Below are 24003 nucleotides of genomic sequence, written 5' to 3' on the forward strand. Positions count from 1 at the left end.
TGCACCGTTACACGATCAGTACAATCGCTTCGTCGTGTCGTCGGCAACCCGCAGCCATCGGCAGCCGTATGCGGGCAGCGTCAGATCGGCGCTGCCGCCGTCCGACAATGCAACCTCGCCCGTTTCGAGGAGGTCGATGAGCCGCGTCGACGCATCCGCTCCAGGAACAGTGATCGACACGACCGCCGGATCGGGACTGAAGTTGTGCACGGCCACCATCTGTCCTTCGGCGCCGGTGACGGTGTGGACGAGTACGGCATCGTTCGGCTGCGGGAGCACGGCGAAGTCGCCCCAGCCGATCTCTGCGGAGTTGCGGTAGATCCTGATCAACAGACGCATGAAATGCAGCAGCGAGTCAGGATCGTGGCGCTGGTCGGCGACGTTGACGTGCTCGGGCGAAAAGCCGTCGTCGACCACAGGCGCCGTCAGCCGCGACTTCCTGGCGCGGGAGAATCCGCCGTTCGTCCCGCTCGTCCACTGCATCGGAGAGCGCACCGAGCCGCGCCCGGGAATGGCGAGGTTCTCTCCCATCCCGATCTCCTCCCCGTAGAAGAGGACAGGGGTGCCAGGCATCGAGAACAGCAGGCTGTACGCCATCCGGATGCGACGCGGGTCGCCGTCGAGCATCGACGGCAGCCGCCGCACGATGCCGCGGTCGTACACCCGCATCTTCTCTTCGGGCGCGAATGCGTCGAACACCTCGGCACGTTCTGACTCGGTGAGCTTGTCGAGGGTGAGCTCGTCGTGGTTGCGGAGGAAGTTAGCCCACTGCGACTGCGAGCCGATCGCGGGCCGGGCGGCGAGGGCGTCGGCCAGCGGCCGCGCATCCTCGCGCGCCAGGGAGAGGTAGAACTTCTGCATGGCAACGAAGTCGAACTGCATCGTGAGTTCGTCGGCTGCCTCACCACCGAAGTACTGCACCTGCTCTTCCCTGGGCAGGTTCACTTCACCGAGCAGGATGCCGTCGCCGGTCCTGCGGCCCAGGAACGATCGCAGCGACTTCAGGTAGTCGTGTGGGTCCCCGTAGGTGTCGCCGGTCGCCTTGCCCGCCGACGGTTCGAGGAAGAAGGGGACCGCGTCGACCCGGAACCCGTGGATCCCGAGCTCCAGCCAGAAACCCATCACCTTGGCGATCTCATCGCGCACGCGCGGGCTTTCGACGTTGAGGTCGGGCTGGTGTTTGTAGAACCGGTGCAGGTAGTACTGCCCGGTCTTCTCGTCGAGCTCCCAGACGCTGGACTCCTCGCCGGGGAACACCGTCGCCGCCTGCTTCTTCGGCGGCTTATCCCTCCACACGTAGAAGTCCCGGTACGGCGAATCGACACTCGACCTGGCGGCCTTGAACCACGGATGCTGGTCGGACGTGTGGTTCACCACGAGGTCGACGATCACCCGCATGCCGCGGTCGTGCGCGGTGCGGACCATCTCGACGAGGTCACCATGGTGACCCAGCCGCTTGTCGACCCCGTAGAAGTCGGTGATGTCGTAGCCGTCGTCGCGGTCGGGAGTCGGGTAGAACGGCATGAGCCAGAGGCAGGTGACTCCGAGCTCGGCGAGGTAATCCATCCTCTGCGCCAGGCCGGCGAGGTCGCCAACGCCGTCATCGTTCCAGTCCATGAAGGTCTCGACGTCGAGGCAATACACGACGGCGGTCTTCCACCACAGGTCGGCCGTATCGGTCATCTTCATGCTGTCGCCCCCTCCCGCTCGACGAACTGCGGAAGCACCCGGTCACCGAAGACGTCGATGAACTCGGACTGGTCCACCCCCACATGGTGAAGGTAGATCTCGTCGAAGCCGAGGTCGAAGAAGCCAGCGAGCCTGGCGGCATGCCAGCCCGGGTCTGAGGAGATGAGCACCGTCGAGTGCATGTCGTCGGGTGTGACGTGCTTCGCCGCCTCGTCGAACGCTTCTGGGCTGTCGAGATCCCAGCAGACCGGAGGGGAGAACACGTTGGTGCGCCACTGGTCGTGGGCGATGGCGAGCGCTTCCTCATCGGTCTGCGCGTAGCTCACGTGGACCTGCAGCACGAGCGGACCACTGCCGCCCGCCCCACGGTAGGCATCCACCATCCGTTCGAGGTCGGCGGGGGCCTGGGCGACGGTGGCCAGCCCATCCGCCCACCCGGCGGCCCATGCCGCGGTCGCCGGACTCACCGCCGCAGCCAGCAGCGGCGGCGGCGTCTCGGGCCGGGTCCACAGGCGCGCCCGGTCGACGGTCACATGGCCGTCTACGCTGACTTCCTCGCCGGCGAACAGCCGTCGCATCACGTCGACGCTCTCCCGGAGCCGGGCGTTTCTCACGTCCTTGCTCGGCCATCCGTCTCCGGTGATGTGCTCGTTCGCCGCTTCCCCCGAGCCGAGAGCCGCCCAGAACCGGTCCGGGTACATCGCGGACAGCGTGGCAGCGGCCTGCGCGATGATCGCCGGGTGGTACCGCTGTCCAGGCGCGTTGACGACACCCAGGCGAAGCGAGGTGGCCTGCAGCGCTGCGCCGAGCCAGGACCACGCGAATGCGGACTGGCCCTGCCGTTCGCTCCATGGGGCGAAGTGATCCGAGCACATGGCGGCCTGGAATCCGGCGGCTTCGGCGCGGACGACCGCGTCGAGCAGTGCGCGAGGGTGGACTTGTTCGTGGGAGGCGTGGAAGCCGATGACTGTCATTCATACCCTTCCGGTCGGTGCCGAGCCTAGGCAGCGGCCCGACGTGACGGCTACCCCTCGCGGTTCGGACGCGTGCCGTGCTAGCGGCGAATTGACACCGTCGAGTCCGTTGCACTCCAATGGGGGCATGACCACCCACGTCTTCAGCGCCGACATCGTCGACGCCGTGCTCAGGCACATGAACACCGATCACCTCGCAGACAACCTCGTGATCGTTCGGGCGTTCGCCGATCCCGCCGCCGATTCGGCCGTGATGACGGGCCTCGACGGCGACGGAGGCACCTGGTCCGTCACATCCGCCGACGGGGAGTCCGAGGCCAGGATCGCGTGGTCCGTCCCTGTCACCGAACGCGCAGGCATCCGCCGCGAAGTGGTCGTGCTCTACGACGCCGCGTGCGAGAAGCTGGGGCTTCCGCCGCGGGCGCACTGACCGGCGCCTGCCTGTATTCGCCCCGGTGACCAAACCGATCGGGCGAGGGGTCCGAATGTGATGGTGTGCGGCAGTTGGCCGCACGGACTATCCAGGAGGAACCCCCATCATGCGCACTTCACCGAATCGTCTCCTTGCCACCATCTTCGGTGGCGTCTACGTTCTCGTCGGTCTTCTCGGCTTCGCCGTCACCGGCGGCGTCAGCTTCATCGCCACTGAGGGCAACCTGCTGCTCGGCCTCTTCGCGGTGAACCCTCTGCACAACATCGCCCACCTTCTCATCGGTGCAGCGCTGCTGATCGCCGGGCTCTCGAACGTTGCGGCAGCCAAGACCGTCAACACGGTCGTCGGCGCCGTCTACCTGCTCCTCGGTATCGTCGGGTTCTTCCTCGTCGGCACCGCTCTGAACATCCTCGCCCTCAACACCGCCGACCACTTCCTGCACCTCGCCAGCGCGATCGTGCTGCTCGGAGTCGGTCTCGCCGCAGACAAGTCAGTCCGGACCGTCAACGCTCACGCGTAACCGACCGAGTAACTGACTCAGACGGAGAGGGGAGTTATCGTGAACGACAGCAGTCGAAGCGTGATGGCCCTGGCGAGCCTGGGGGTGGGCCTTGTCCATCTCGCCGTCGGAGCGGGCTCCCCTCTCTTCCCCGCGATTCTCCTGGTCGGGTTCGGCATCGCCGAATTCGGCTGGGGGATCGCGATACTCGCCCGTGGGCGGATCATCCTCCCGCGGGTCGCACTCCCGCTCTCCCTCGCACCGGTCGCACTCTGGGGGCTCGACGTCACCGCCGGGATCGCACTCGGCAGCTCGAGCATGACCGCGGCGCTGCCGTTCGGTCCGATGCTTGCGGCATCCGCTCTCAGCCTCTTCATCGGGCTGAGCCTCGCGGTCAACCGCAGACGGGCGGAGTCCCCACGCGCTCGCCGCACCACGGCAACCGTCACCCGCCCGGGGCGTTACCTGCTCGGCATGACCTGCCGGGCCGCGCTCGTCGCCGGACTCGTCACCCCGGCCCTCGCCGGGACGAATGCAGGATCCCGAGCCGTTCCCCACGGCGAGCACGGCACGACGATCGTCACGGATGAGTCGCCGTCACATCAAGGACACTGACACCCACCCCGCCGGCGAGGATGGCTATACTAAGGGCACCCTAACCCCGCCAGACGGAGCCCGATGTCGAACCTCATTCCCTTTTCGCAGGAACTGCGGGAGCGTACGCGCACCAGCCACTCCGAAAGCGAAGGCGCCGACTTCATGGGCGACCTGATGACGGGCAAGGGCACGCGCGAGGACTACATCGCCCTCGTCGCCCAGCACTATTTCATCTACGAGGCCATCGAGTGGGCAGCCGACCGGATGAAGAACGACCCGGTCGCGGCGCCGTTCATCTCCGACAAACTCACCAGGCTCCCCGCGATCGAAGAGGACCTCCGGTTCCTCATCGGCGACACCTGGCGTGAGGACATCAGTCCCCTGCCGACAACGTCCGCGTACGTGGCCCGCATCCGCGAGGTCGGCGCGACGTGGGCAGGCGGTTTCGTCGCCCACCACTACACGCGTTACCTCGGCGACCTGTCCGGCGGCCAGATCATCCGCACCATCATGCAGCGACAGTTCGGCTTCGAGACCAACGGGGTCGGCTTCTACCTCTTCGGCGACATCGCGAAGCCGAAGGAGTTCAAGGACACCTACCGTGAGCAGCTGGATGCCGTTCCCTGGGACGACGCGGAACGCAACCGGGTGATCGACGAGGTCCTTGTGGCGTACCGTTTCAACACCGACCTGTTCACAGACCTCGCCACCGCGAAGGCACAGTCGGTCGCCTAACAAGAACGCGACGCCCACGCGGCGCCGCGGCATCCGAGGAGCAGTGTGAGCGAATTCACGTCGAAACCCTGGCTTGACGCGTACGCGCCAGGCGTCCCCCATGACATCGAACTGCCCACCGGGTCCCTCGTCGACATGGTCGAGGATGCCGTCTCCCGCTTCCGCGGCAAGGAGGCGCTGGAGTTCTTTGGCCGGACGACGAGCTATACGGAGCTCGGCGAGCAGATCGATCGGGCGGCGGAGGGTCTTCGCCGGCTCGGGGTGACGAAGGGCGACCGGGTCGCGCTCGTCCTGCCGAACTGCCCCCAGCACGTCGTGGCGTTCTATGCCGTGCTCCGGCTCGGCGCCGTCGTGGTGGAGCACAACCCGCTCTACACGGCACGGGAGTTGCGCCACCAGTTCGAGGACCACGGCGCCCGCGTCGTCGTCGCCTGGGACAAGGTCGCCGGAATGATCACCGACTTCCCCAGCGACATCCCACTCGATGCCGTCATCTCGGTCGACGTGACCACTGCGATGCCGTTCGGCACGAGGGTCGCGCTGCGGCTCCCCGTTGCCAAGGCCCGCACCTCCCGCCGGGCCCTGACCACCGGGGCTGCGGTGAAGGGGACGACGAGCTGGTCATCCCTGCTCTCGCACGGACGGCTGCGCCGCAAGCACGAACGCCCCGACGTGAACGACCTCGCGCTCATCCAGTACACGAGCGGCACGACCGGAAGCCCCAAGGGCGTGATGCTCAGCCACTTCAATCTGCGGGCGAACGCCGAACAGGGCCGGGCGTGGGTGCCGGGGCTGGCCGAGGGCGACGAAGTCTTCTACGCGGTCCTGCCCCTGTTCCACGCCTACGGCATGACCCTCTGCCTCACCTTCGCCATGAGCATCGGGGCTACGGTGGTGCTGTTCCCGAAGTTCGACGTCGACCTCGTGCTCAGCGCGTTCGCGAAGACACCGGCCACGTTCCTGCCCGCGGTTCCGCCGATCTACGAGGCGCTGGCGCGTGCGGCCGAGCGCCGGAAAGTGGACTTGTCCGGCATCCGGTTCGCGATCTCCGGCGCGATGAGCCTGCCCGTGTCGATCGTCGAGCGGTGGGAGTCCGCCACAGGCGGTCTCCTCGTCGAGGGGTACGGGATGACCGAGACCTCGCCTGTCGCGCTGGGAAACCCGATCGGACCCTCGCGCCGCCCCGGGACGGTCGGCGTGCCGTTCCCCAGCACCGAAATCAGGGTCGTCGACCCCGCCGACCCTGAGGTCGACAGGGGCCCAGGCGAGGCCGGTGAGTTGCTCCTCCGTGGCCCACAGGTCTTCTCCGGCTACTGGAAGCGTCCGCTCGACACCGCGGCCACGCTCCTGCCCGGGGGCTGGCTGCGCACCGGGGACATCGTCGAGGTCGCGGCTGACGGCTTCGTCACGGTCGTGGACCGGGTGAAGGAACTCATCGTCACCGGCGGGTTCAACGTGTCGCCGTCCGAGGTGGAGCTCGCGCTGCTGAGCCACCCCGACGTGCGCGAGGCTGCGGTCGTCGGGTTGCCGCGGGAGAGCGGTGGCGAGGATGTCGCCGCCGCAGTCGTGCTGCGCGACGGGGCGGTGTTCGACCAGGACGCGCTTCGTGACTTCTGCCGCAGGGGCCTGACCGCCTACAAGATCCCGAAGCGCATCGTGCAGGTCGACGACCTGCCGCGCTCGCTCATCGGCAAGGTTCTCCGCAAGGACGTCAGGGAGCGGATGCTCGCCGACTGACGGCCGGCCGTCGTGCCGAGAGTGCAGTAGTGGCGTGAAAGCTCCTGCTTTTCGAGCCACTACGGCACTCTCGATCGTCGAAGGCGTGGACGACGTCGGTGCCACGTCGTATCGTCGTGGCATGGATGTCGTCCTCGTTCCCGGTTTCTGGCTGAAGGGGTCCAGCTGGGACCCCGTTATCCCCGCGCTGACCGAAGCCGGCCACCGCGCGCATCCGCTCACTCTCCCCGGGCTGGAATCGCTGGATGCGCGTCGCACCGGGATCGGGCTGCGAGATCACGTCGACGCCGTGGTCGAGACGATCGACTCGATCGATGGGCCGGTCGCCCTGGTCGGCCACTCCGGCGGTGGGGCGATCATCCACGCCGCCGTCGACGCACGGCCCGACCGCGTGGTCCGGGCGATCTATGTCGACAGCGGACCGCTCGCAGACGGCTACCTCATCAACGACGAGATGCCCACGTCCGGTGACGATCTGCCGCTTCCCGAATGGGCCGAGTTCTCCGAGGCCGACCTGACCGACCTCGACGAGGACCTCCGGCGGCAGCTCAGGCAGATCGCCGTACCTGAACCCCGTGCCGTCGCGTTCGACCGTCAGGAACTCTCCGACGAGCGACGCTACGACGTCCCCGTCACGGTGATCACCTGCACGTTCCCCTCCGCGGCGATGCATGAGGCGATCGAGTCCGAGGCGGTGTTCACTGCCGAACTGGCGAAGGTGCGCGACTACGAGATCGTCGACCTTCCCACCGGGCACTGGCCACAGGTCACGAAGCCGAAGGAGCTCGCCGCCGCGCTCGTCGATGCGCTTCGCGACCGCTAGGGCTGTCGCCCAGCCGACCCCGACAAGGAAGAAGCCGGAACCCTCTCGCAGGGTTCACAGGAGATCACACGATCATCAGGATGCTTTGGCCCATTCGATCCTGCTATCCCTGCAATCTCCTGTAATCCGCGCGCCGGAACTCGCCGCCCCGACGCAGTCTCAGCAGCCGCCGCGTGGCCTGGAGGGTGGTGGCGGAGCCGAGGGGCCGTTCTCTAGAGGGTGGGGGCGGAGCCACCAACCGACGAAGGGCGGTCGAACCGCATGAACCGCTCCACGTCCTTGTCGACGAGGATGTCACCCGGCCGCAGCGGGCGGGTGAGGTACAGCCCCTCGAGCGACGTCAGCCTGCTGAGCGCGACGTAGGTCTGCCCGGGGCTGAACGCCCGCGACCCGAGGTCCACGATGGCACTGTCGTACGTCTTGCCCTGCGACTTGTGGATGGTGACAGCCCAGGCCAGCCGCAGGGGGAACTGCGTGAACTCGGCGACGATGTCCTTCTTCAGCTGCTTGGTCGCGGCGATGTAGCTGTACCGGTACTTCTCCCAGACGACCGGCTCCACCTCGACGACCTCGCCGTCGATCTCGACGAAGACGTTGGCGTCGATCTTCGTGACGCGGCCGATCGTTCCGTTGACCCAGCGCTGCCCTTCGCCTCCTCCCCCTGTGTCGTTGCGCAGGAACATCACCTGCGCACCGACCTTGAGCTCGAGGGTCTCGTCGGCCGGGTACGACGACTTGCCGAAGTCGCCGCTCACCTCGGCGTTGGCCTTGAGGACACGGCCGGGCAGCTTCGCCAGCGCCGCCGCGTTGATGCGATTGACGATGTCGTTGCGGGTGGCGAGGGTGATCGTGCCGTCGTCCGGTGGAGTCCTCGCCCCCATCGAGTTGAGGACACCGGCGATCTCGGCCGTGACCTGACCGTGCCGCACCGCGTTGAGCATGTACTTGAAGTCCGCGTCCGACTGCCGGTGGATCTCGGTCAGTTCGATGATGTTGAGCGGGGTCTCCTGCCACACCTTCGCGTCGAAGAACCAGAACGAGCGATAGGTGTCCTCGATGTAATTGCGCTCCTCCCCCTGCCCTGGCACGGGTGCGAGCTGGTACGGGTCACCGAACAGCACGACCTGCACCCCGCCGAACGGCTCGTGCCTGCGCTGGCGGGCCTGCCTGAGGCTGCGGTCGATGGCATCGAGCAGGTCGGCGTTGACCATGGAGACCTCGTCGATGACGAGGGTGTCGATGGTGTTGAGGAGCTTCTTGACCTGGTCGCTCTGGTCGATGTCATGGTCGGCAATGAGCCCGATCGGCAACCGGAACAGCGAATGGATGGTCTGCCCGCCGACGTTCAGGGCGGCGACACCGGTCGGCGCGCAGATCACGATCTGCTTCTCGGTCTGCCAGGCCAGGTGGTTGAGCAGGGTCGACTTGCCCGTCCCGGCACGGCCGGTCACGAAGACGTGCTCCCGTGTTCCTTCGATGCGGTCGAAGACGGACTGCTGCTCGCGAGAGAGCTCGATCTTCGGCTGGGAGTTCGTCACGGATGCCTTCACTGGAGGACGCTGGTCTATCAACTGTATTCGCCGATCCCCATAGGATAGCTCCGTGAGCCAGCCCCAAAGCCCTACCCACATGCACGCCCAGCCCGGCGCGCCGGCAGGCTGGACTGAGCCACCGGCACCGGCACCGGCACCGGCACCGGAGGAGCGTGCGTCGATGTCAGAGCGGTCGAAGGCCGCCATCATCTGGGCCGTGGTCGGCGCCATGCTCATCGCCGCCGCGTTCGCCGCCATCGGCGCGCTCAACCGTGACGTCTACGGCGCCGGAGCATTCGTCGGCAACTATCTCGGCAAACTGCAGGTGAAGGATGCCGCAGGCGCGCTCGCCATTCCCGGGGTGCCCCTCGAGAAATCGACGCTCAAGGACTCCGGCCTCCCCGAGGGCAGCTCCAACGCCCTGTTGCGCAGCGCCGCCATCGCCGAGCTCACCGAGATCACCCAGATCGAGGATGCCGACGCAGGCGATGGCATCCATGCGGTCACCTACTCTTACGAGAGCAACGGCACCTATGGTGAGTCGACGTTCCTGGTGAAGAGCACGGGCGCCCGCTTCCCGCTCATCCCGACCTGGTCGTTCGACGAGAGCCCGCTCGCCGTCGTGAACCTCGCCGTCGAGCACGCGACCGCGTTCAGCGCGAACGGCTTCGACCTCGATACCCGCGCCATTTCAACCGAGCAGGCCCAGGGCTTCGACAACATCGTCAACGTGCAGGTGTTCGCCCCTGGCACCTACGTGTTCGAGTCGAGCAGCACACTCCTCGAGTCCGAGAAGGAATCCGTCCTCGTCGACGAACCCACGCGCGTGCACGAAGCGGTCGTCACGGCATCCCCCACCGAGGAATTCGTCGCCGCCGCCCAGGAGGCCACGAACGCCCAGCTCGACGCCTGCGCCGAGCAGAAGGTGCTGCAGCCCACCGGATGCCCCTTCGGCATCGTCATCGACGACCGGATCTCCGGCGACCCGGTGTGGTCGATCGACGAGTACCCCGAGATCACGGTCGAGGCCGGAACCGAGTCGTGGGTGATCCCGCCCACCGAGGGTGACGCGCACCTCGTCGTCGACGTGCAGTCACTCTTCGACGGTTCGATCACGAACTACGACGAGGACGTGGCGTTCTCGATGATCGGCAACGTGTACATCATGTCCGACGACGACGTCCAGGTGACGCTCGAGGAAGACCCGAACGCGTAAGCCGGGTCAGTCGCGTCCGGCCATCCGGGCGAGGCGCTCGTTGTATTCGTTGAGTTCGGCATCGCCGGTGCGGTCGGCGTTCCTGTCGACGCGCTTCTGTTCCCTCGTGTCGCTGCGACTCCACTGGATGGCCACGGTGATCGCGAGGGCGATCGTCGGCAGTTCGCCGAGGCTCCAGGCGATCCCTCCACCGATCTGCTGGTCCTCGAGGGGCGGCGGGCCCCACGTACGACCCATCGCACCGAACCAGTCGGCGAGGAACAGCCCCACGTTCGACATGATGGCCAGCCCGAAGAAGGCGTGCGCGGCCATCGTGGCGAGCAGGAGCAGCAGGCGCATCGGGTACGACAGGCGGAACGGCACCGGGTCGATGCCGATCAGCGACTGCACGAACAGGTAGCCGGTGAGCAGAAAGTGGGCGATCATCCATTCGTGGCCGATGTGGTCGGTCATCGCCCAGCGCAGCAGCGGAGAGTAGTAGAAGACCCAGAGCGAGCCGGCGAAGAGCACGGCAGCGACGACGGGGTTGGCGATGAAACCCGCGAACTTCGAGTGAACGGCGAGCAGGATCCATTCGCGCGGTCCGCGGGACCCGTCGTCCCGCTTCGTCACAGCCCGCATGGCGAGTGTGACGGGGGCGCCGGGGACGAGCAGCACGGGGACGAGCATGGTGAGTCCCATGTGTCCGAGCATGTGAACGCTGAACAGGTAGTCCTGGTACGCGGCGATCCCGCCGTTCGTCAGGTAGACGAGCACAAGCATCCCGGCCACCCAGAACACCGTCCGGTGGATCGGCCACTTGTCGCCGCGACGGCGGAGCCGCACGACACCGGCCAGGTAGAAGAAGATCGCGAAGGCCGCGAAGAGCAGCCAGATCAGGTCGATGTCCCAGGTGTTCACGTACCGCGCCAGGGTCAGTTCGGGCGGGAGCGGTTCACCGGTGAGCAATTCCGCGGCCGTAGGGGCGGATGCCGCCACCTCGGGCACAGGGGTCGCGGTGCGCGCGAGGGCTGCCGCGAGACCGGATGCCACGCCCATGAAACCGAGTTCGGCCACGACGAGCCACCAGAAGTAGCGCCCGATCGCCTTCTGGGCGCCCTCCATCCGGCCGATGAGCCAGTTGCGCTGGATCGCACCGAAGATGCCGATCGCAATGAGTGCGGCGACCTTCGCGAGGACGAGGACCCCGTATGGCGTGAGCAGTCGTTCGAGAGAGCCGATCCGCAGCTCGGCGCTCGCGTATCCGGAGACCGCGACGACGACGAACGACACGAGCGCGAGGCTGGAGTACCTCTTGATCACCGGGATGATCCTGCCGGACTCGAGGGTGTCGCGGATGAGGACGATGGTGACGAGCCCACCCAGCCAGACGGCTGCGAAGACGAGGTGCAGTCCGAGGGCGGTGATCGCCGCGTCGTGGCCTGCAGTGCCCGCTGCGTGCCCCTGCTGCGCCATGGGGACGAGAGAGACGAGCCCGAGCACTCCGACGAAGACCATGAGGATCTGGCCCCGCACGGCGAAGCACAGAACCGTCAGGGTTGCGGCGATCAGGGTCGTGGCGAGCCACGCCTGCCCCAGCTCGACATCGGTCACGAACAGGCCGAGCTTGGCGCCGAACTGGTCGTCGAAGGTCACGCTCGTGCCGGTGACATTGAGGAAGGTCAGGAACCCGGTCGCCCCTGCCGCGACCGTGTACAGCGCGGCGCCTGCCGCGGCGACGTCGAGGGCGCGGTGGTATTCGTCCTTCTTCGGTGACAGCGCGAACAGGGCGAGGGTGATGGCGCCCAGGGTGACGGCCGCACCGATGTTGACGAACAGCTTCGCGACTGGGAGCCCGAATCGCACGAGGGCGCCTGGGTCGCCGATCGGTCGCTCGTCGGCGCCACCGCCGTACGCGAGTCCCACGACGAGCAGGAGGAGAGCGGCGGCGACGAGGACAGCCGGTCCGGCGATTCGGGTTACTCGAGGCACCGTCTAAGCCTACGTCGTGGGCCGGCTCCGAAGCTCCGAGCAGCCTGACGCTCCTGCGCCGGTGCCCGCGGGTCTGAGGCGCCCGTTAACGACAGAAGGGGGATGCCACGCTGTGCGCGGCATCCCCCTTCAGAGACGACTACTTAGCGGCAGCCTTGAGCTTCGAACCAGCCGAAACCTTGACCGAGTGGCCGGCCGGAATCTGGATCTCTGCACCGGTCTGCGGGTTGCGGCCCGTGCGCGCTGCACGCGAGGTGCGCTCGACTGCGAGCCAGCCCGGGATGGTGACCTTGACGTCGTTGCTGACCGAGTCAGCGAGAACGGCGAACAGCGAGTCGAGGACGCCGCCGACGGTGGCCTGGCTCTGGTTCGACTCTGAAGCGATCTTTGCAACGAGCTCGGTCTTGTTAAGCGACTTATCAGCCATTGAGTTGTCCTCCTCGGACTTTGCTTTCTACAGCCTGTTTAGAACTTCACCCGAGTCGATAATGCACTCGAGCCGGTCTGATTGACCGCCTCGAACGTATCAGAGATCCGCATGTTTTCGCGGAAATCTCGCTCGTGTGGTCCGTTTTTATGCGGCGTGTCACAGCATCCGTCACTTTGACACCACTTTTGAGGGCTCGAATCACGCTGTGAGCGAAAATCCGCGGAATTCCGCTGAATGTGAGGCACGGTGGCCTCTGCCACGCAGGGCGCCGTTCAGTCGTCGGTGAATTGCGCTGCAGCCGGAACCATCATGCTGCCATCGTCCCGACGGTTGCGGCGTTTTTGGACGGGCGCATCACCGCGGGTCGGGCCCTGACCGTCGAGCGCTACATCGACATCACGGCCGGCCGCGACCTCGAACGACTCTCCGCGCACGGTGAACGTGACAGGTTCCTCACCGTCGACCACGGAGACCCGCATCGACTCGGCGGTGAGGGTGACGAGCATGCGGGTTCCGCGCCACGCCAACCGGTATCGAAGCTCAGGCCAGTCCTTCGGAAGTCGCGGATCGAACGTCAGCATCCCCTCGTAGTCACGCATCCCACCGAAGCCGGAGACGAGGGAACTCCACACCCCTCCGGCGGCGGCGACGTGAACACCGTCACCAGTGTTGCCGTGCCTGTCTTCGAGGTCGACGAACACCGTGTCGAGGAAGTAGTCGAGTGCGAGGTCCTGATAGCCCACCTCGGCGGCGATGATGGACTGCACGATCTTCGACAGGCTCGAATCGCTCGTCGTCAGCGGGTCGTAATAGTCGAAGTCGGCGAGCTTCTCCTCGAAGGTGAACTGGTCACCCTGAAGGAAGAGGGCAAGAACGACATCAGCCTGCTTGAGCACCTGGAACCGGTAGATCACAAGCGGGTGGAAATGAAGCATCAGCGGTTTGCGATCGTCGGGCGTCGCCTCGAGGTCCCACACTTCACGCTGGAGGAACTGGGAGTCCTGAGGGTGGATCTGCAGTGATTCGGAGTGGGGAATGAACATGGCGGCGGCGACGCGCTCCCACTCGACGAGCTCGGCCATGTCGAGATCGAGCCGTTTCACGGCCCGACGGTAGGCGTCAGGGCTCTCCTGCTCGAGCGTTGTGAGCGCCTGGATCGCGTAGCGGAGGTTGAAGCGGGCCATCACGTTGGTGAACAGGTTGTTGTTGACGACAGTGGTGTACTCGTCCGGACCGGTGACCCCGTGGATCTCGAAACGATCCTCCCCGTTCGATCGCCAGAATCCGAGGGTCGTCCACAGCCGGGCCGTCTCGACCGCGATGTCGACGGCACCGTGACTCAGGAAATCGACATCGCCGGTCGCATCGATGTACTTCGCGAGGGCATAGGTCACGTCGGCGTTGATGTGGTACTGAGCGGTTCCGGCCGCATAGTACGCAGACGCCTCTTCGCCATTGATCGTGCGCCACGGGAAAAGAGCACCGGCTTCATTGAGCTTGCGTGCGCGATCGCGGGCAGCCGGCAGCATCCGTTCACGGATGCGCAGGGCATTCCTCGCCCAGTGCGGACTCGTGTACGACATGAATGGCACCATGTAGATTTCGGTGTCCCAGAAGTAGTGGCCGCTGTAGCCGTTCCCGGTCACTCCCTTCGCCGGAATCCCCAGGCCGTCGGCGCGCCCCGCCGCCTGGGCGAGGTGGAAGAGGTTCCATCGCACCGCCTGCTGTACGTCGTCGTGTCCGGAGATCTCGACATCCGAACGTTCCCAGAACTCGGCCAGCCAGTCCGTCTGCCTGGTGTATTGCTCGGCCACCCCTGCCGATCGGATCCGGTCGAGGGTGCGGCGGCACCGGTCGACGAGTTCGCGAGTGGGGGTGCTTCGGGAGCTGTGGTACGTCACAATCTTGGTGACGGTGACCGTGTCGCCCTTCCGCGCATCGATGGCGTACACGTTCTTCGCGATGTTCCCATCGATGTATCGCTCGACGGTGACGTCGTTCGGCGTGGTGATGACGTGGTCAGCCGCGAGGGCGAGCGTCATTCCCGAGTTCGCGACCCGGTAGCTCAGAACACTGCGATCGCCGTCCTGCCAGTGCTCCTGCGGGTGGAAGACCCGGTCGGTCACACGACCGGCCGTGCGGGGATCGTGCATCTCATCGCCGGCGTTCGAGCCGTCGTACTCGTCTTCGCCATCCTGGCGATTGAGCAGCTGGCACGAGATGGTGAGTGGTGCATCGTCGTCGAGCATCGTGACCTCGAGGGTCATCACCGCGAGGTGACGCTCAGGAAACGAGACCATTCGGGTCGCCCGCACCTGGACGCGTTTGCCCGACGGCGTCCGCCACAGCAAGTCACGTCGGAGGACGCCGTCTCGAAAGTCGAGGGTGCGCTCGTAGCTGAGCAGGTCGGCCACGTCGAGCGCCAGCGGCTCGTCGTCGACGTAGAGCCGCATCACCTTGCTGTCTGGTGCGTTGACCATCATCTGGCCCACCTCGGCGAAGCCGTAGGCTGCCTCGGCGTGACGGATCTTCCACGTCTCGTGGAGTCCGTTCACGTATGTGCCGTGCTCATGCGCCGTTCGGCCTTCGGCGGCGTTCCCACGCATTCCGACGTAGCCGTTCCCGACGGCGAAGAGGGACTCGGTCAGGCCGAGTGTTGAGGCATCGTATTCGGTCTCGATGAGCCGCCACGGGTCGATGGGGAAACGGTCACGGTTCATGCGCCAGGGCTCTCTAAGTTGTCGGGTCGAAATTGGGAAAGTAGCGATGCAGGCGGGGGCCGGGCCTGCAGTCAGCGGTGAGGTGCGGGGTGTGCGGAGGTGTAGTCCACGAGGTCGTCGACCACGGCGTCGGCTCCTGCGCCGAGAAGAGCGTCGGGGCCGGCGCCTCGATCGACGCCGATGACGAGGCCGACGTTCGCGGCTCGCGCTGAGGCGACCCCCGAGATCGCATCCTCGAATACGACGACGTCGGCGGGCTGCACGTTCATCTGCTGCGCAGCGAAGAGGAACATGTCAGGCGCCGGCTTGCTGGCGAGCGATTCCTGAGCGGCGACAACCCCGTCGACGATGACGGGGAATTTGTCGATGAGGTCAGAGGCGGTGAGCACCCAGCGCGCGTTGTTCGAGCTCGAAACAACGCCCATGGGCACCCCTTTCTCCCACAATTCGTTCACGAGGGTGAGTGAACCGGGGTACGGCCGAATCCCCTGTGCGTCGAGGGCGCGGGCGAAGTACTCGTTCTTGCGATTCCCAATGCCCGAGATCGTGTCTGCCGTGGGTGGGTTGTCTGGCGAACCGAGCGGCAGGTGGATGCCGCGGGACCTCAGGATGCCGGCGACGCCGTCGTAGCGACGTTTCCCGTCGAGGTGCTCGAAGTAGTCGTCGTCGGTGTACGGGCTCGCCACATCCTTCTCGGCAAAGACCTCGTCGAACATCGACTTCCAGGCATAGCGGTGCAGGTCGGCCGTCGGCGTCAGAACGCCGTCGAGGTCGAAGAGAATCGCGCGGAAGCCGCCGAGACCACGAAGAGCGGATGCGTTCACGGGTGTGTTCCGATCAACAAAAGCGGGGGGAGATGCTGGAGTAACTCTATGACACCCCGTGCCCTCTGGAACACGCGCGGGAGGGCGGGAACGACAAAACGGGTGCCGGCCCGAAGGCCGACACCCGTCTTGAGGTGAGTCTGTTGTGCTTACCAGCTCGACTTGGTGATGCCGGGCAGTTCGCCCTTGTGCGCCATGTCACGGAAGCGGACACGCGAGATGCCGAACTTCGAGAGGTGGCCGCGGGGGCGTCCGTCGACGGCGTCACGGTTGCGCAGGCGCACCGGTGAAGCGTTGCGGGGAAGCTTCTGCAGGCCGAGGCGGGCCGCTTCACGCGACTCGTCGGTGCCGTTCGGGTCCACGAGGGCCTTCTTCAGCTCGAGGCGCTTGGCTGCGTAACGCTCAACGATAACTTTGCGCTGGTTGTTCTTCGCGATCATGCTCTTCTTAGCCATGGCTTAGCGCTCCTCTCGGAATTCAACGTGCTTGCGCACTACGGGGTCGTACTTCTTGAGTACGAGACGGTCGGGGTCGTTGCGGCGGTTCTTCTTGGTCACGTAGGTGTAACCGGTTCCTGCCGTCGAACGAAGCTTGATGATCGGACGTACGTCCTGTGCCTTTGCCATTAGATCTTCTCCCCACGAGCCAGGAGGTCCTTGACGACCGACTCAATTCCGCGAGCATCGATGACCTTGATGCCCTTGGCGCTCAGCGTGAGCGTGACGTTACGGCGAAGCGACGGAACGAAGTACGTCTTCTTCTGCACATTCGGGTCGAAGCGACGCTTGGTGCGTCGGTGCGAGTGCGAAATGTTGTGTCCGAAGCCGGGAATGGCTCCGGTCACCTGGCAGGTTGCTGCCATGGTTCTCTCCTTCAGTACCGCAGGACTTTCGTCCTGCCCAAGATCTCTTGTCGGCACACGAAACCGCTCGAATTTCACGACGAGGGGATTGTGTATGCGATCCGAGTGGGAGGTGCCCACTCAGCCAAGGGTCTATCGTACAGGAGATTCCGCGGTTCTGCGAACGGGCGTCGCTAGTGCGCCGCTGCCGCCGTACACGCGGCACAGAGCCCGAAGATGTCGACGATGTGCCTGGCATCCGTGAATCCATGGTCGGATGCCGTCTGTCTCGCCCACTGTTCCACCTCGGTGGCCGCGATCTCCACGGTGAGGCCGCAGTTGCGGCAGATCAGGTGGTGGTGGTGCCCCGTGGATGCGCACGCACGGTAGAGGCTCTCGCCTTCCGGCGACTGGAGGGAGTCGGCTTCGCCGACGTTGGCCAGGTCGGCGAGGGCCCGGTAGACGGTGGCGAGTCCGATGTGGGATCCCGAATCTCGGAGCCCCTGGTGCAGGCCCTGCGCACTGACGAACCCGTCGCGCGAATCGAGCGCCTCACGGACAGCTTCGCGCTGCCAGGTGTTTCTTTTCACTGCCACGATTCACCGCCTCTGTCGATGCTTCTAGCGTAGCCCGGGCCGGGGCTTCGCTTTCAGGCCCACCAGCCTCGCCACGAGATAGATGACGAAGGAGATCGTCGTGATGTACGGGCTGATCGGCAGCGAGCCGCCGATCGCCAACAGGATGCCGCCGACTGCCGAGACGAATCCGAACAGCATCGACAGCACTGGTACGACGATCGGAGAGGCGGAGAGGCGCAGGGCGGCGGCCGCAGGCGTGACGAGCAGCGCCAGGACGAGCAGTGCGCCGATGATCTGCACGGAGACGGCGACGATCAGCCCGAGCAGCACCATGAACGCGAGCGAGACGAATCGTGTCGGCACTCCCCGTGCTGCGGCCACGTCGGCGTCGAGGCTGTCGAAGCTCAGCGGGCGCCAGATCAGCAGCAGGGAGACGAGCACGACGAGGCTGATCGCGCTGAGCCAGCCCAGCTGCGGGTCGTCGACGGAGACGATCTGGCCGGTGAGCAGGCCGAACTTGTTGGCGCTCCTCCCCGGGTACAGGGCGAGGAACAGGATTCCGAGACCCAGCCCGAACGGCATGAGGACGCCGATGATCGAGTTCCTGTCCCTGGCACGCGAGCCGAGGATCCCGATCACGATGGCGGCGACGAGCGCACCGGCCAGCGACCCGGCCACGACGTTCATCCCGAACAGGAGGGCAGCGGCGGCGCCGGCGAACGACAACTCGCTGATGCCGTGGACGGCGAAGGCCATGTCGCGCTGCATGACGAAGACTCCGATGAGCCCGCCGACGATGCCGAGGATCGCACCTGCGGCGATCGAGTTGTGCACGAGGCCGAGGAGTTCCCCGTAGTTCTCGAAGTTGAACATCCGCGACCACAGGTCGTCCTCGGCGAGGCGCATCAGTCCGGCGATCACGAGCCCACCTCCCCGTGGGGGTGGTGGTGATGATGATGGGTCTCACTGTCCGGGATGCCGACGACGACGACCCTGCCGCCGGTGCGGAGCACCTCGACGGGGGTTCCGTACAGCTCGGTCAGGACCTCGCTGCGCAGCACTTCGTCCGGCGTCCCCTCACGGAACTGCCCACCGGCGAGGTAGAGGATCCGGTCGACCATCCCGAGGACAGGGTTGACGTCGTGGGTGACGAAGACGACAGGGGTTCCGTGCTCGCGCCTGCGCCTGTCGATGAGTTCGGAGACCCCGCGCTGGTGCTGCAGGTCCAGACTGAGCAGGGGTTCGTCGCAGAGCAGCATCCGCGGGTCGCCGGCGAGCGCCTGGCCGACCCGGAGTCGCTGCTGCTCGCCTCCGGAGAGGTTGCCGACCGGTTCGTCCGCGTAGCCGGAAGCGCCGACGGCATCCAGCAACTCGTCGACCTGCCTCTTCTCCGCGCCACGACTGACGGGCAGTCCGAACCGGTGGCCGTTCACACCGAGGGCGACGAGGTCACGTCCGCGCATCGGCGTGCCGCCTGGGATGAGTTTCTGCTGCGGGATGTAACCGATCCTCCGGTCACCACGACGCACCGGGTGCCCGTCGAAACCGATCGTCCCCGAGTCGAGCGGCTGCTGGCCGAGGATCGTCTTGAGCAGACTGGTCTTCCCTGACCCGTTCGGGCCGAGCACGGCGAGGAACTCCCCGGCGCAGACGTCGAGGGTGAGGTCCTTCCAGAGCACCCGTTCGCCGAATCCGAGAGCAGCGTCGGACAGGCTCAGAATGGGATCGCTGGGATGCCGGTGGGCCTGTTCGGTCACGAATCCAGCGCGTCCGAGATCGCGGTGATGTTGTCGGTCATCCAGCTCACATAGTCCTCGCCGTCTGGCAGGGTCTCGGTGAAGGAGACCACAGGGACGGATTCCTGTTCGGCTGCCTCGCGGACGCGTTCCGTCTCGGGGCTGCTCGTCTGCTCATTGTAGGCGAGCAGGGAGATGTCGCCGGCGCCGATCAGGTCGAGCAGTTCGCTGAGACTGGCCGGGCTGACATCCGTGCCTTCCTCGATCGCTTCGCTGAACGCCTCAGGTGTGCGGTTGACCAGGCCGGATGCCTCGAGCAGGTACAGCGGGACCGGCTCGGTGATCGCGACACCGGTTCCGTCGGCGGAGGCCTCGATGACGGATGCCGCTTCCGTCAGCGCGGCGATGTCGGCGGCGAACCCGGTGTAGTTGGCGTCGTAGCTGTCGGCGTTGTCAGGGTCGATTTCGGCGAAGTGGTGTGCGAGCTCCTCGGCGACGGCGTCTGCGGTGGACAGGTCGTACCAGACGTGCTCGTTGAACCCCTCGACGTGGCCGTGGTCGTCGCCATCGGCGTCGTGCTCGTGGTCGTGCTCGTCACCCTCGGCGTGCTCGCCTTCGTGTTCGGCCTCAACCGCGTCGGGGAGACGCCCGGACAGGTCGACCGCGGTGAGCACGGTGACGTCGTCTGCGGCGGCCGCGTCGATGAGGGTGTCGATGAAGGGGTCGTATCCGCCACCGTTCTCGACGATCACGTCTGCCTTGGAGATCGCGAGCTGGTCCTGGGCGCTTGCCTCATAGCTGTGCGGGTCCTGGGCCGCCGAGTCGATGACGCTCGTGACGGTCACGGCGTCTCCCCCGATGGTCTCGGCGATGTCACCGTAGACGTTGGTGGAGGCGACGACGCTGATCCCGCCTGCGTCGGCGGTGTCGCCTGCGGCGGCGGAGCATCCGCTCAGAACGAGTGCTGCTGCGGGGAGAAGGGCGAGTGGGGCGAGACGGCGGGGCAGGTTCACTCGGAATACGTTACCGGTATTGATAACGATTATCAACACGGGACGCCGGGGAAACGAATTGCCCGGATGCCAGGGTGCCGATGGAGGCACACCCCGAGATCCGGGCAACTCGTGTGAAGGGTTCTACTTCGCGGTCAGGCCGTCGACGTAGTCCTGGTTCTCCGAGATCCACTTCTCGACGACGGGGGCGTAGTCGTCGCCCTCGTAGTCGATGAACATCGCTTCGACGAGAGACATCAGGGTCTCACTGTCCATCGTGAAGTCCTCGAGCCAGCCGGCGGCCTTCGGGGAGTTCTCGGTGAACTCGGTGCTGCCGTAGCTGTACAGGCTCTCGGTGTCGCCGAAGGCACCCTCGGTGTCCTCGAGGTTCTTGAGCGGGAACTGCGCGTACGCGCGGTGCGGCTCCCACAGCGTGACGACGATGTTCTCACCCTTGTCGGTCGCCGACTTCAGCTCGGAGAGCATCGCTGCGGTCGAGGAGGTGAGGAACTCCATGTCGTCGAGGCCGTAGGTCGGGATGACCTCGTCCTCCATGGCTGCAGTCAGGCCGGCGCCCGGCTCGATGCCGACGATGCGGTTGTCGAACAGGTCCGCGTTGTCGGCGAGCTCAGCGATGGTGTCGATCGGAGCATCCTCGTTCACCGCGAGGGTGAGCTTCGAGTCCTCGTTCCACGCGCCGAGTTCGACGATCTCGTCGCCATAGGTCTCGAGATAGGCCTCGTGGGTGTTGGGCAGCCAGACATCGGTGGTGAAGTCGTAGTCACCGGAGGAGAGTCCTTCGAAGACGGGAGCCGGGTCAGCGAATTCGAGCTCGACGTCGTATCCCTCTTCTTCCAGGATGGTCTTCCAGAGCCAGCTGGTGGCAACCCCTTCGTCCCAGCCGTTGAACACGGCGAGAGTGATGTCGGTCTTTTCTCCACCGCTCGCGCCCGCGTCGGGGCTGGCGCAACCGGCCAGGCCGATCAGTCCTGCTGTTGCGAGTGTTGCGATGGCGATCTTGCTGCTGTTCTTCATGATTTTCCTCTCGTTGGTGCGATTGGACAGATCGAATCCGCGTGGGCGGGTTCGACGATTGTGGGGCCGGTGATCAGGCCGACGTTCCGGGCGAGCGACGCGGACCAGCCGCGACGAGCTGCTCCTGCTCGGAGGGCTCGTCTGCACCTGGATCGGATGCAGGCGCATCCGCCTTCTTCACCCGCGGCTTGCGGGTGCCGAGGGATGCCGTCAGCCGGTCGAGCACGATGGCCAGGATGACGACGGACAGTCCGGCTTCGAAGCCGAGTCCGATGTCGATGCGGTTCAGGCTGGCGACGACGTCGCCGCCGAGTCCGCCTGCGCCGACCATCCCGGCGATGACGACCATCGAGAGCGACAGCATGATGACCTGGTTCACGCCGGCCATGATGCTGGGCATGGCGAGCGGAAGCTGGATCTGGCGCAGGATGCGGAACGGCGATGAACCGAAGGCGTGTCCGGCTTCGACAACCTCTTTGTCCACGCCGCGGATGCCGAGCTCGGTGAGCCGGACGCCGGGGGCCAGGGCGAAGATGATCGTCGCCACGATGCCGGGGACGACACCGACGCGGAACAGGATCAGCGCAGGGATGAGGTAGACGAAGGCTGGCATCGTCTGCAGGAAGTCGAGGATCGGCTTGATGATCCGAGACGCGCTGTCCGATCGGGCGGCGAGGATGCCGAGCGGCACGCTGATGAGGACGGCGATGAAGCTGGCCACGAGGACGAGCGACAGGGAATCCATCGCGTTCTCCCACTGGTCGACCGCGACGATCAGCCCGAAGCCGACGAGCACGCCGACGGCGAGCTTCCAGCCCTTCGCGAGGAAGGCCAGCACGGCGACCGCGAGCAGGATCGCCCAGAACGGCGGCGACTGGAGCACCCAGTTGACGAGGTCGTAGAGACCGAGGAAGACGGCACGGAGCACGTCGAACACGGGCTGGAGGGTGTCGGTGAGAACATCGACGAAGTCTTCGACCCACTGGCCGATCGGAATACGGAAGTCCATCAGGCGAAGCTCCCTTCTCGCGAAGCATCGGCATTGTCGGCGGAGGCGACCCTGCTCGAATCGACTTCGTCGGTGAGGCCTGCGGTCTCCCGCAGGGTCTGGGTGATGACGTCGACGGCGACGGTGGCCGTCGACTCGATGATCTGGTTCTCACCGGTCGCCGTTGACACGTTGGCGAGGGCGGCGAGGAGGGTGACGCGCGGGATCGCACCGAGCAGGCGGCCCTTGTCGTCGACGACCGCGACGGGCAGCTGGCTTTCCGCTGCCGGCTCGAAGAGGTCGACGAGGTACTGGTCGGGGCCGACCGTTGCGGGGTCGTTGCGGACGATCTCCATGAGGTCGGCGTTCCCGGCCTTCACCTGCCTGAGCACATCGCGGTCGTGCACGACGCCGAGGAGCTTGCGGCCGTTGCCGACCACGAAGGCGGAGGATGTCTGCATGTCGCGCATGGTGCGCAAAGCGGCGCGGGGGCCGGCAGAGCCGGACACGACGGCGCGGGCGGGTTCCATCACGCTGGCTGCGGTGAGGACCCTGGCACGGTCGACGTCCTGCACGAACTGCGCGACGTAGTCGTTGGCCGGGTCGGTGAGGATCTCGTCCGGTGTGCCGACCTGGACGATCCGTCCGTCACGCATGACCGCGATCCGGTCGCCGAGGAACATGGCCTCGTTGAGGTCGTGGGTGATGAAGATGATGGTCTTGCCGAGCTCGTGCTGCAGGTCGACGAGCTGCTCCTGCATTTCGCGACGGATGAGCGGGTCGAGGGCCGAGAAGGCCTCGTCCATCAGGAGCACGTCGGTGTCAGCGGCGAGGGCGCGGGCGAGGCCGACGCGCTGCTGCATTCCACCGGACAGTTCGGACGGAAGCTTGTCTTCCCAGCCGGAGAGTCCGACGCGGGAGACGACATCCTGTGCCCGGGCGCGACGCTCAGCGAGGGGGACCCCCTGAACTTCGAGGCCATAGGCGGCGTTGTCGAGGACGGTGCGGTGCGGCAGCAGGGCGAAGTGCTGGAACACCATCGAGATCTTCGTGCGGCGCACCTCACGGAGCTGGCTCGCCGGGACCCCGCTGACTGCGGACCCGTCGACGGTCACGGTCCCAGAGGTCGGCTCGAGAAGCCCGTTGAGCATGCGGATCAGCGTCGACTTGCCGGAGCCCGAGAGCCCCATGACGACGAAGATCTCGCCCTTCTTCACCTCGAAAGAGGCGTCGATGACGGCGGCTGTCCCGAGCGGGCTCAGTTCGTCGCGGGTCTTTCCCGCTGAAAGTCGCTTGACGACCTCGCGCGGTTTCTTGCCGAATACTTTGTAGACATTGTTCACCTTGACGGCAATCGTGTCGGTCACGTGTTCTCCAGGCGCACGCAGGCGTGAGGCATCCTCCGGTCGAAATCCGGCTCGATGCGAACAGCTGCTCGCGTAGTTACGACCGGGTCAGGGACGGATGCACGAACCCCACCCATCAAGCGGCGACGACCTGTGCGTCAGAAGCGAATCGGGGGTTGTGCCGGCGCGGCCATGGGGCCACCGCCAACGTCGCAGGACCATACGTCCGAATGCGCGACATTGCTGTGTCACATTCGTCCGCGGACTAGCGTTTCGGCCTTCATGGCCGTCAATGACCCTAACAGGT

24 protein-coding genes are annotated in these 24003 nt (G+C 65.9%); 7 read left to right on the top strand and 17 right to left on the bottom strand.

Annotation, left to right across the window (positions count from 1 at the left end; translation table 11 throughout):
• Window positions 1-15: 15 nt before the first annotated feature.
• Complete coding sequence (locus AC1M0F_RS12480; protein ID WP_480238580.1) at window positions 16-1689, bottom strand: alpha-amylase family protein; 1674 nt, start codon at window positions 1687-1689, stop codon at window positions 16-18.
• Entirely contained in the window at window positions 1686-2663 is a 978-nt protein-coding gene (locus tag AC1M0F_RS12485; RefSeq protein WP_480238581.1) for a TIGR03885 family FMN-dependent LLM class oxidoreductase, read from the bottom strand. Before AC1M0F_RS12485 ends, AC1M0F_RS12480 begins: the two co-directional genes overlap by 4 nt.
• Before the next feature lie 127 nt (window positions 2664-2790).
• Between AC1M0F_RS12485 and AC1M0F_RS12490 the strand changes: the two genes are divergently transcribed.
• The 6 genes from AC1M0F_RS12490 to AC1M0F_RS12515 all read left to right on the top strand — a co-directional run bounded on the left by AC1M0F_RS12490 (window position 2791) and on the right by AC1M0F_RS12515 (window position 7487).
• On the top strand, window positions 2791-3093 hold the full coding sequence (locus AC1M0F_RS12490) for a DUF2470 domain-containing protein (protein WP_480238582.1): 303 nt from the start codon (window positions 2791-2793) through the stop codon (window positions 3091-3093).
• Between the two features lie 109 nt (window positions 3094-3202).
• Window positions 3203-3616, top strand: coding sequence for a DUF4383 domain-containing protein (locus AC1M0F_RS12495; RefSeq protein ID WP_480238583.1), 414 nt, complete (start codon window positions 3203-3205; stop codon window positions 3614-3616).
• Between the two features lie 39 nt (window positions 3617-3655).
• On the top strand, window positions 3656-4210 hold the full coding sequence (locus tag AC1M0F_RS12500; RefSeq protein WP_480238584.1) for a hypothetical protein: 555 nt from the start codon (window positions 3656-3658) through the stop codon (window positions 4208-4210).
• Window positions 4211-4273: 63 nt separating this feature from the next.
• Complete coding sequence (locus tag AC1M0F_RS12505; RefSeq protein WP_480238585.1) at window positions 4274-4927, top strand: biliverdin-producing heme oxygenase; 654 nt, start codon at window positions 4274-4276, stop codon at window positions 4925-4927.
• A 45-nt stretch (window positions 4928-4972) separates the two neighbouring features.
• The gene (locus AC1M0F_RS12510; protein WP_480238586.1) at window positions 4973-6664 is read left to right on the top strand and encodes a long-chain-fatty-acid--CoA ligase; all 1692 of its coding nucleotides are present in this window, start codon (window positions 4973-4975) and stop codon (window positions 6662-6664) included.
• 121 nt (window positions 6665-6785) lie between these two features.
• Window positions 6786-7487: an alpha/beta fold hydrolase gene (locus AC1M0F_RS12515; RefSeq protein WP_480238947.1), complete on the top strand. Its 702-nt coding sequence runs from the start codon at window positions 6786-6788 to the stop codon at window positions 7485-7487.
• A 212-nt stretch (window positions 7488-7699) separates the two neighbouring features.
• On the opposite strand, the gene AC1M0F_RS12520 is transcribed toward AC1M0F_RS12515, so the two are convergent.
• Window positions 7700-9025: an ATP-dependent DNA helicase gene (locus tag AC1M0F_RS12520; RefSeq protein ID WP_480238587.1), complete on the bottom strand. Its 1326-nt coding sequence runs from the start codon at window positions 9023-9025 to the stop codon at window positions 7700-7702.
• A 64-nt stretch (window positions 9026-9089) separates the two neighbouring features.
• On the opposite strand from AC1M0F_RS12520, the gene AC1M0F_RS12525 reads away from it, so the two are divergent.
• Complete coding sequence (locus AC1M0F_RS12525; RefSeq protein WP_480238588.1) at window positions 9090-10235, top strand: hypothetical protein; 1146 nt, start codon at window positions 9090-9092, stop codon at window positions 10233-10235.
• Window positions 10236-10241: 6 nt separating this feature from the next.
• Here the strand turns inward: AC1M0F_RS12525 and AC1M0F_RS12530 are convergent, their stop codons facing one another.
• The 14 genes from AC1M0F_RS12530 to AC1M0F_RS12595 form a co-directional block, all read right to left on the bottom strand.
• The gene (locus tag AC1M0F_RS12530; protein WP_480238589.1) at window positions 10242-12206 is read right to left on the bottom strand and encodes a bifunctional copper resistance protein CopD/cytochrome c oxidase assembly protein; all 1965 of its coding nucleotides are present in this window, start codon (window positions 12204-12206) and stop codon (window positions 10242-10244) included.
• A 139-nt stretch (window positions 12207-12345) separates the two neighbouring features.
• Window positions 12346-12633 carry an HU family DNA-binding protein gene (locus AC1M0F_RS12535; RefSeq protein ID WP_196832965.1) on the bottom strand — a complete coding sequence of 96 codons (288 nt, stop codon included), beginning with the start codon at window positions 12631-12633 and terminating at the stop codon, window positions 12346-12348.
• 275 nt (window positions 12634-12908) lie between these two features.
• A complete protein-coding gene (locus tag AC1M0F_RS12540) occupies window positions 12909-15356 on the bottom strand; it encodes a glycoside hydrolase family 65 protein (RefSeq protein WP_480238590.1) in 2448 nt (815 codons plus the stop codon).
• A 71-nt stretch (window positions 15357-15427) separates the two neighbouring features.
• On the bottom strand, window positions 15428-16180 hold the full coding sequence (locus tag AC1M0F_RS12545; RefSeq protein WP_480238591.1) for an HAD family hydrolase: 753 nt from the start codon (window positions 16178-16180) through the stop codon (window positions 15428-15430).
• Window positions 16181-16329: 149 nt separating this feature from the next.
• Window positions 16330-16635: a 30S ribosomal protein S14 gene (gene rpsN / locus AC1M0F_RS12550; protein ID WP_090711643.1), complete on the bottom strand. Its 306-nt coding sequence runs from the start codon at window positions 16633-16635 to the stop codon at window positions 16330-16332.
• Between the two features lie 3 nt (window positions 16636-16638).
• Window positions 16639-16806: a 50S ribosomal protein L33 gene (gene rpmG / locus AC1M0F_RS12555; protein WP_184239703.1), complete on the bottom strand. Its 168-nt coding sequence runs from the start codon at window positions 16804-16806 to the stop codon at window positions 16639-16641.
• Window positions 16806-17042 (bottom strand): 50S ribosomal protein L28, encoded by a 237-nt coding sequence (rpmB, locus tag AC1M0F_RS12560; RefSeq protein WP_108392276.1) that lies wholly within the window; start codon window positions 17040-17042, stop codon window positions 16806-16808. Before rpmB ends, rpmG begins: the two co-directional genes overlap by 1 nt.
• A gap of 173 nt (window positions 17043-17215) precedes the next feature.
• The gene (locus AC1M0F_RS12565) at window positions 17216-17611 is read right to left on the bottom strand and encodes a Fur family transcriptional regulator (RefSeq protein WP_480238948.1); all 396 of its coding nucleotides are present in this window, start codon (window positions 17609-17611) and stop codon (window positions 17216-17218) included.
• Window positions 17612-17641: 30 nt separating this feature from the next.
• Window positions 17642-18505, bottom strand: coding sequence for a metal ABC transporter permease (locus AC1M0F_RS12570; protein WP_480238949.1), 864 nt, complete (start codon window positions 18503-18505; stop codon window positions 17642-17644).
• A gap of 11 nt (window positions 18506-18516) precedes the next feature.
• Window positions 18517-19356, bottom strand: a complete 840-nt coding sequence (locus AC1M0F_RS12575; RefSeq protein WP_480238592.1) for a metal ABC transporter ATP-binding protein — start codon at window positions 19354-19356, stop codon at window positions 18517-18519.
• Window positions 19353-20348: a metal ABC transporter solute-binding protein, Zn/Mn family gene (locus AC1M0F_RS12580; protein ID WP_480238593.1), complete on the bottom strand. Its 996-nt coding sequence runs from the start codon at window positions 20346-20348 to the stop codon at window positions 19353-19355. The genes AC1M0F_RS12575 and AC1M0F_RS12580 overlap by 4 nt, the downstream gene beginning before the upstream one ends.
• 123 nt (window positions 20349-20471) lie before the next feature.
• The gene (locus tag AC1M0F_RS12585) at window positions 20472-21362 is read right to left on the bottom strand and encodes a glycine betaine ABC transporter substrate-binding protein (RefSeq protein ID WP_480238594.1); all 891 of its coding nucleotides are present in this window, start codon (window positions 21360-21362) and stop codon (window positions 20472-20474) included.
• 73 nt (window positions 21363-21435) lie between these two features.
• Window positions 21436-22374 (bottom strand): ABC transporter permease, encoded by a 939-nt coding sequence (locus AC1M0F_RS12590; RefSeq protein WP_480238950.1) that lies wholly within the window; start codon window positions 22372-22374, stop codon window positions 21436-21438.
• Window positions 22371-23717, bottom strand: coding sequence for a quaternary amine ABC transporter ATP-binding protein (locus AC1M0F_RS12595; protein ID WP_480238595.1), 1347 nt, complete (start codon window positions 23715-23717; stop codon window positions 22371-22373). The genes AC1M0F_RS12590 and AC1M0F_RS12595 overlap by 4 nt, the downstream gene beginning before the upstream one ends.
• Window positions 23718-24003: the final 286 nt, after the last annotated feature.

It is taken from the genome of Mycetocola sp. Y719 (assembly GCF_056713205.1).

Bases quoted from the DNA above. Each gene is read 5' to 3' on its own strand.
- AC1M0F_RS12535 (WP_196832965.1), bottom strand. From the start codon at position 12,633: ATGGCTGATAAGTCGCTTAACAAGACCGAGCTCGTTGCAAAGATCGCT.
- AC1M0F_RS12515 (WP_480238947.1), top strand. From the start codon at position 6,786: ATGGATGTCGTCCTCGTTCCCGGTTTCTGGCTGAAGGGGTCCAGCTGG.
- rpsN (WP_090711643.1), bottom strand. From the start codon at position 16,635: ATGGCTAAGAAGAGCATGATCGCGAAGAACAACCAGCGCAAAGTTATC.
- AC1M0F_RS12585 (WP_480238594.1), bottom strand. From the start codon at position 21,362: ATGAAGAACAGCAGCAAGATCGCCATCGCAACACTCGCAACAGCAGGA.
- AC1M0F_RS12495 (WP_480238583.1), top strand. From the start codon at position 3,203: ATGCGCACTTCACCGAATCGTCTCCTTGCCACCATCTTCGGTGGCGTC.
- AC1M0F_RS12570 (WP_480238949.1), bottom strand. From the start codon at position 18,505: ATGCGCCTCGCCGAGGACGACCTGTGGTCGCGGATGTTCAACTTCGAG.
- rpmG (WP_184239703.1), bottom strand. From the start codon at position 16,806: ATGGCAAAGGCACAGGACGTACGTCCGATCATCAAGCTTCGTTCGACG.
- AC1M0F_RS12490 (WP_480238582.1), top strand. From the start codon at position 2,791: ATGACCACCCACGTCTTCAGCGCCGACATCGTCGACGCCGTGCTCAGG.
- AC1M0F_RS12505 (WP_480238585.1), top strand. From the start codon at position 4,274: ATGTCGAACCTCATTCCCTTTTCGCAGGAACTGCGGGAGCGTACGCGC.
- AC1M0F_RS12485 (WP_480238581.1), bottom strand. From the start codon at position 2,663: ATGACAGTCATCGGCTTCCACGCCTCCCACGAACAAGTCCACCCTCGC.
- AC1M0F_RS12480 (WP_480238580.1), bottom strand. From the start codon at position 1,689: ATGAAGATGACCGATACGGCCGACCTGTGGTGGAAGACCGCCGTCGTG.
- AC1M0F_RS12540 (WP_480238590.1), bottom strand. From the start codon at position 15,356: ATGAACCGTGACCGTTTCCCCATCGACCCGTGGCGGCTCATCGAGACC.
- rpmB (WP_108392276.1), bottom strand. From the start codon at position 17,042: ATGGCAGCAACCTGCCAGGTGACCGGAGCCATTCCCGGCTTCGGACAC.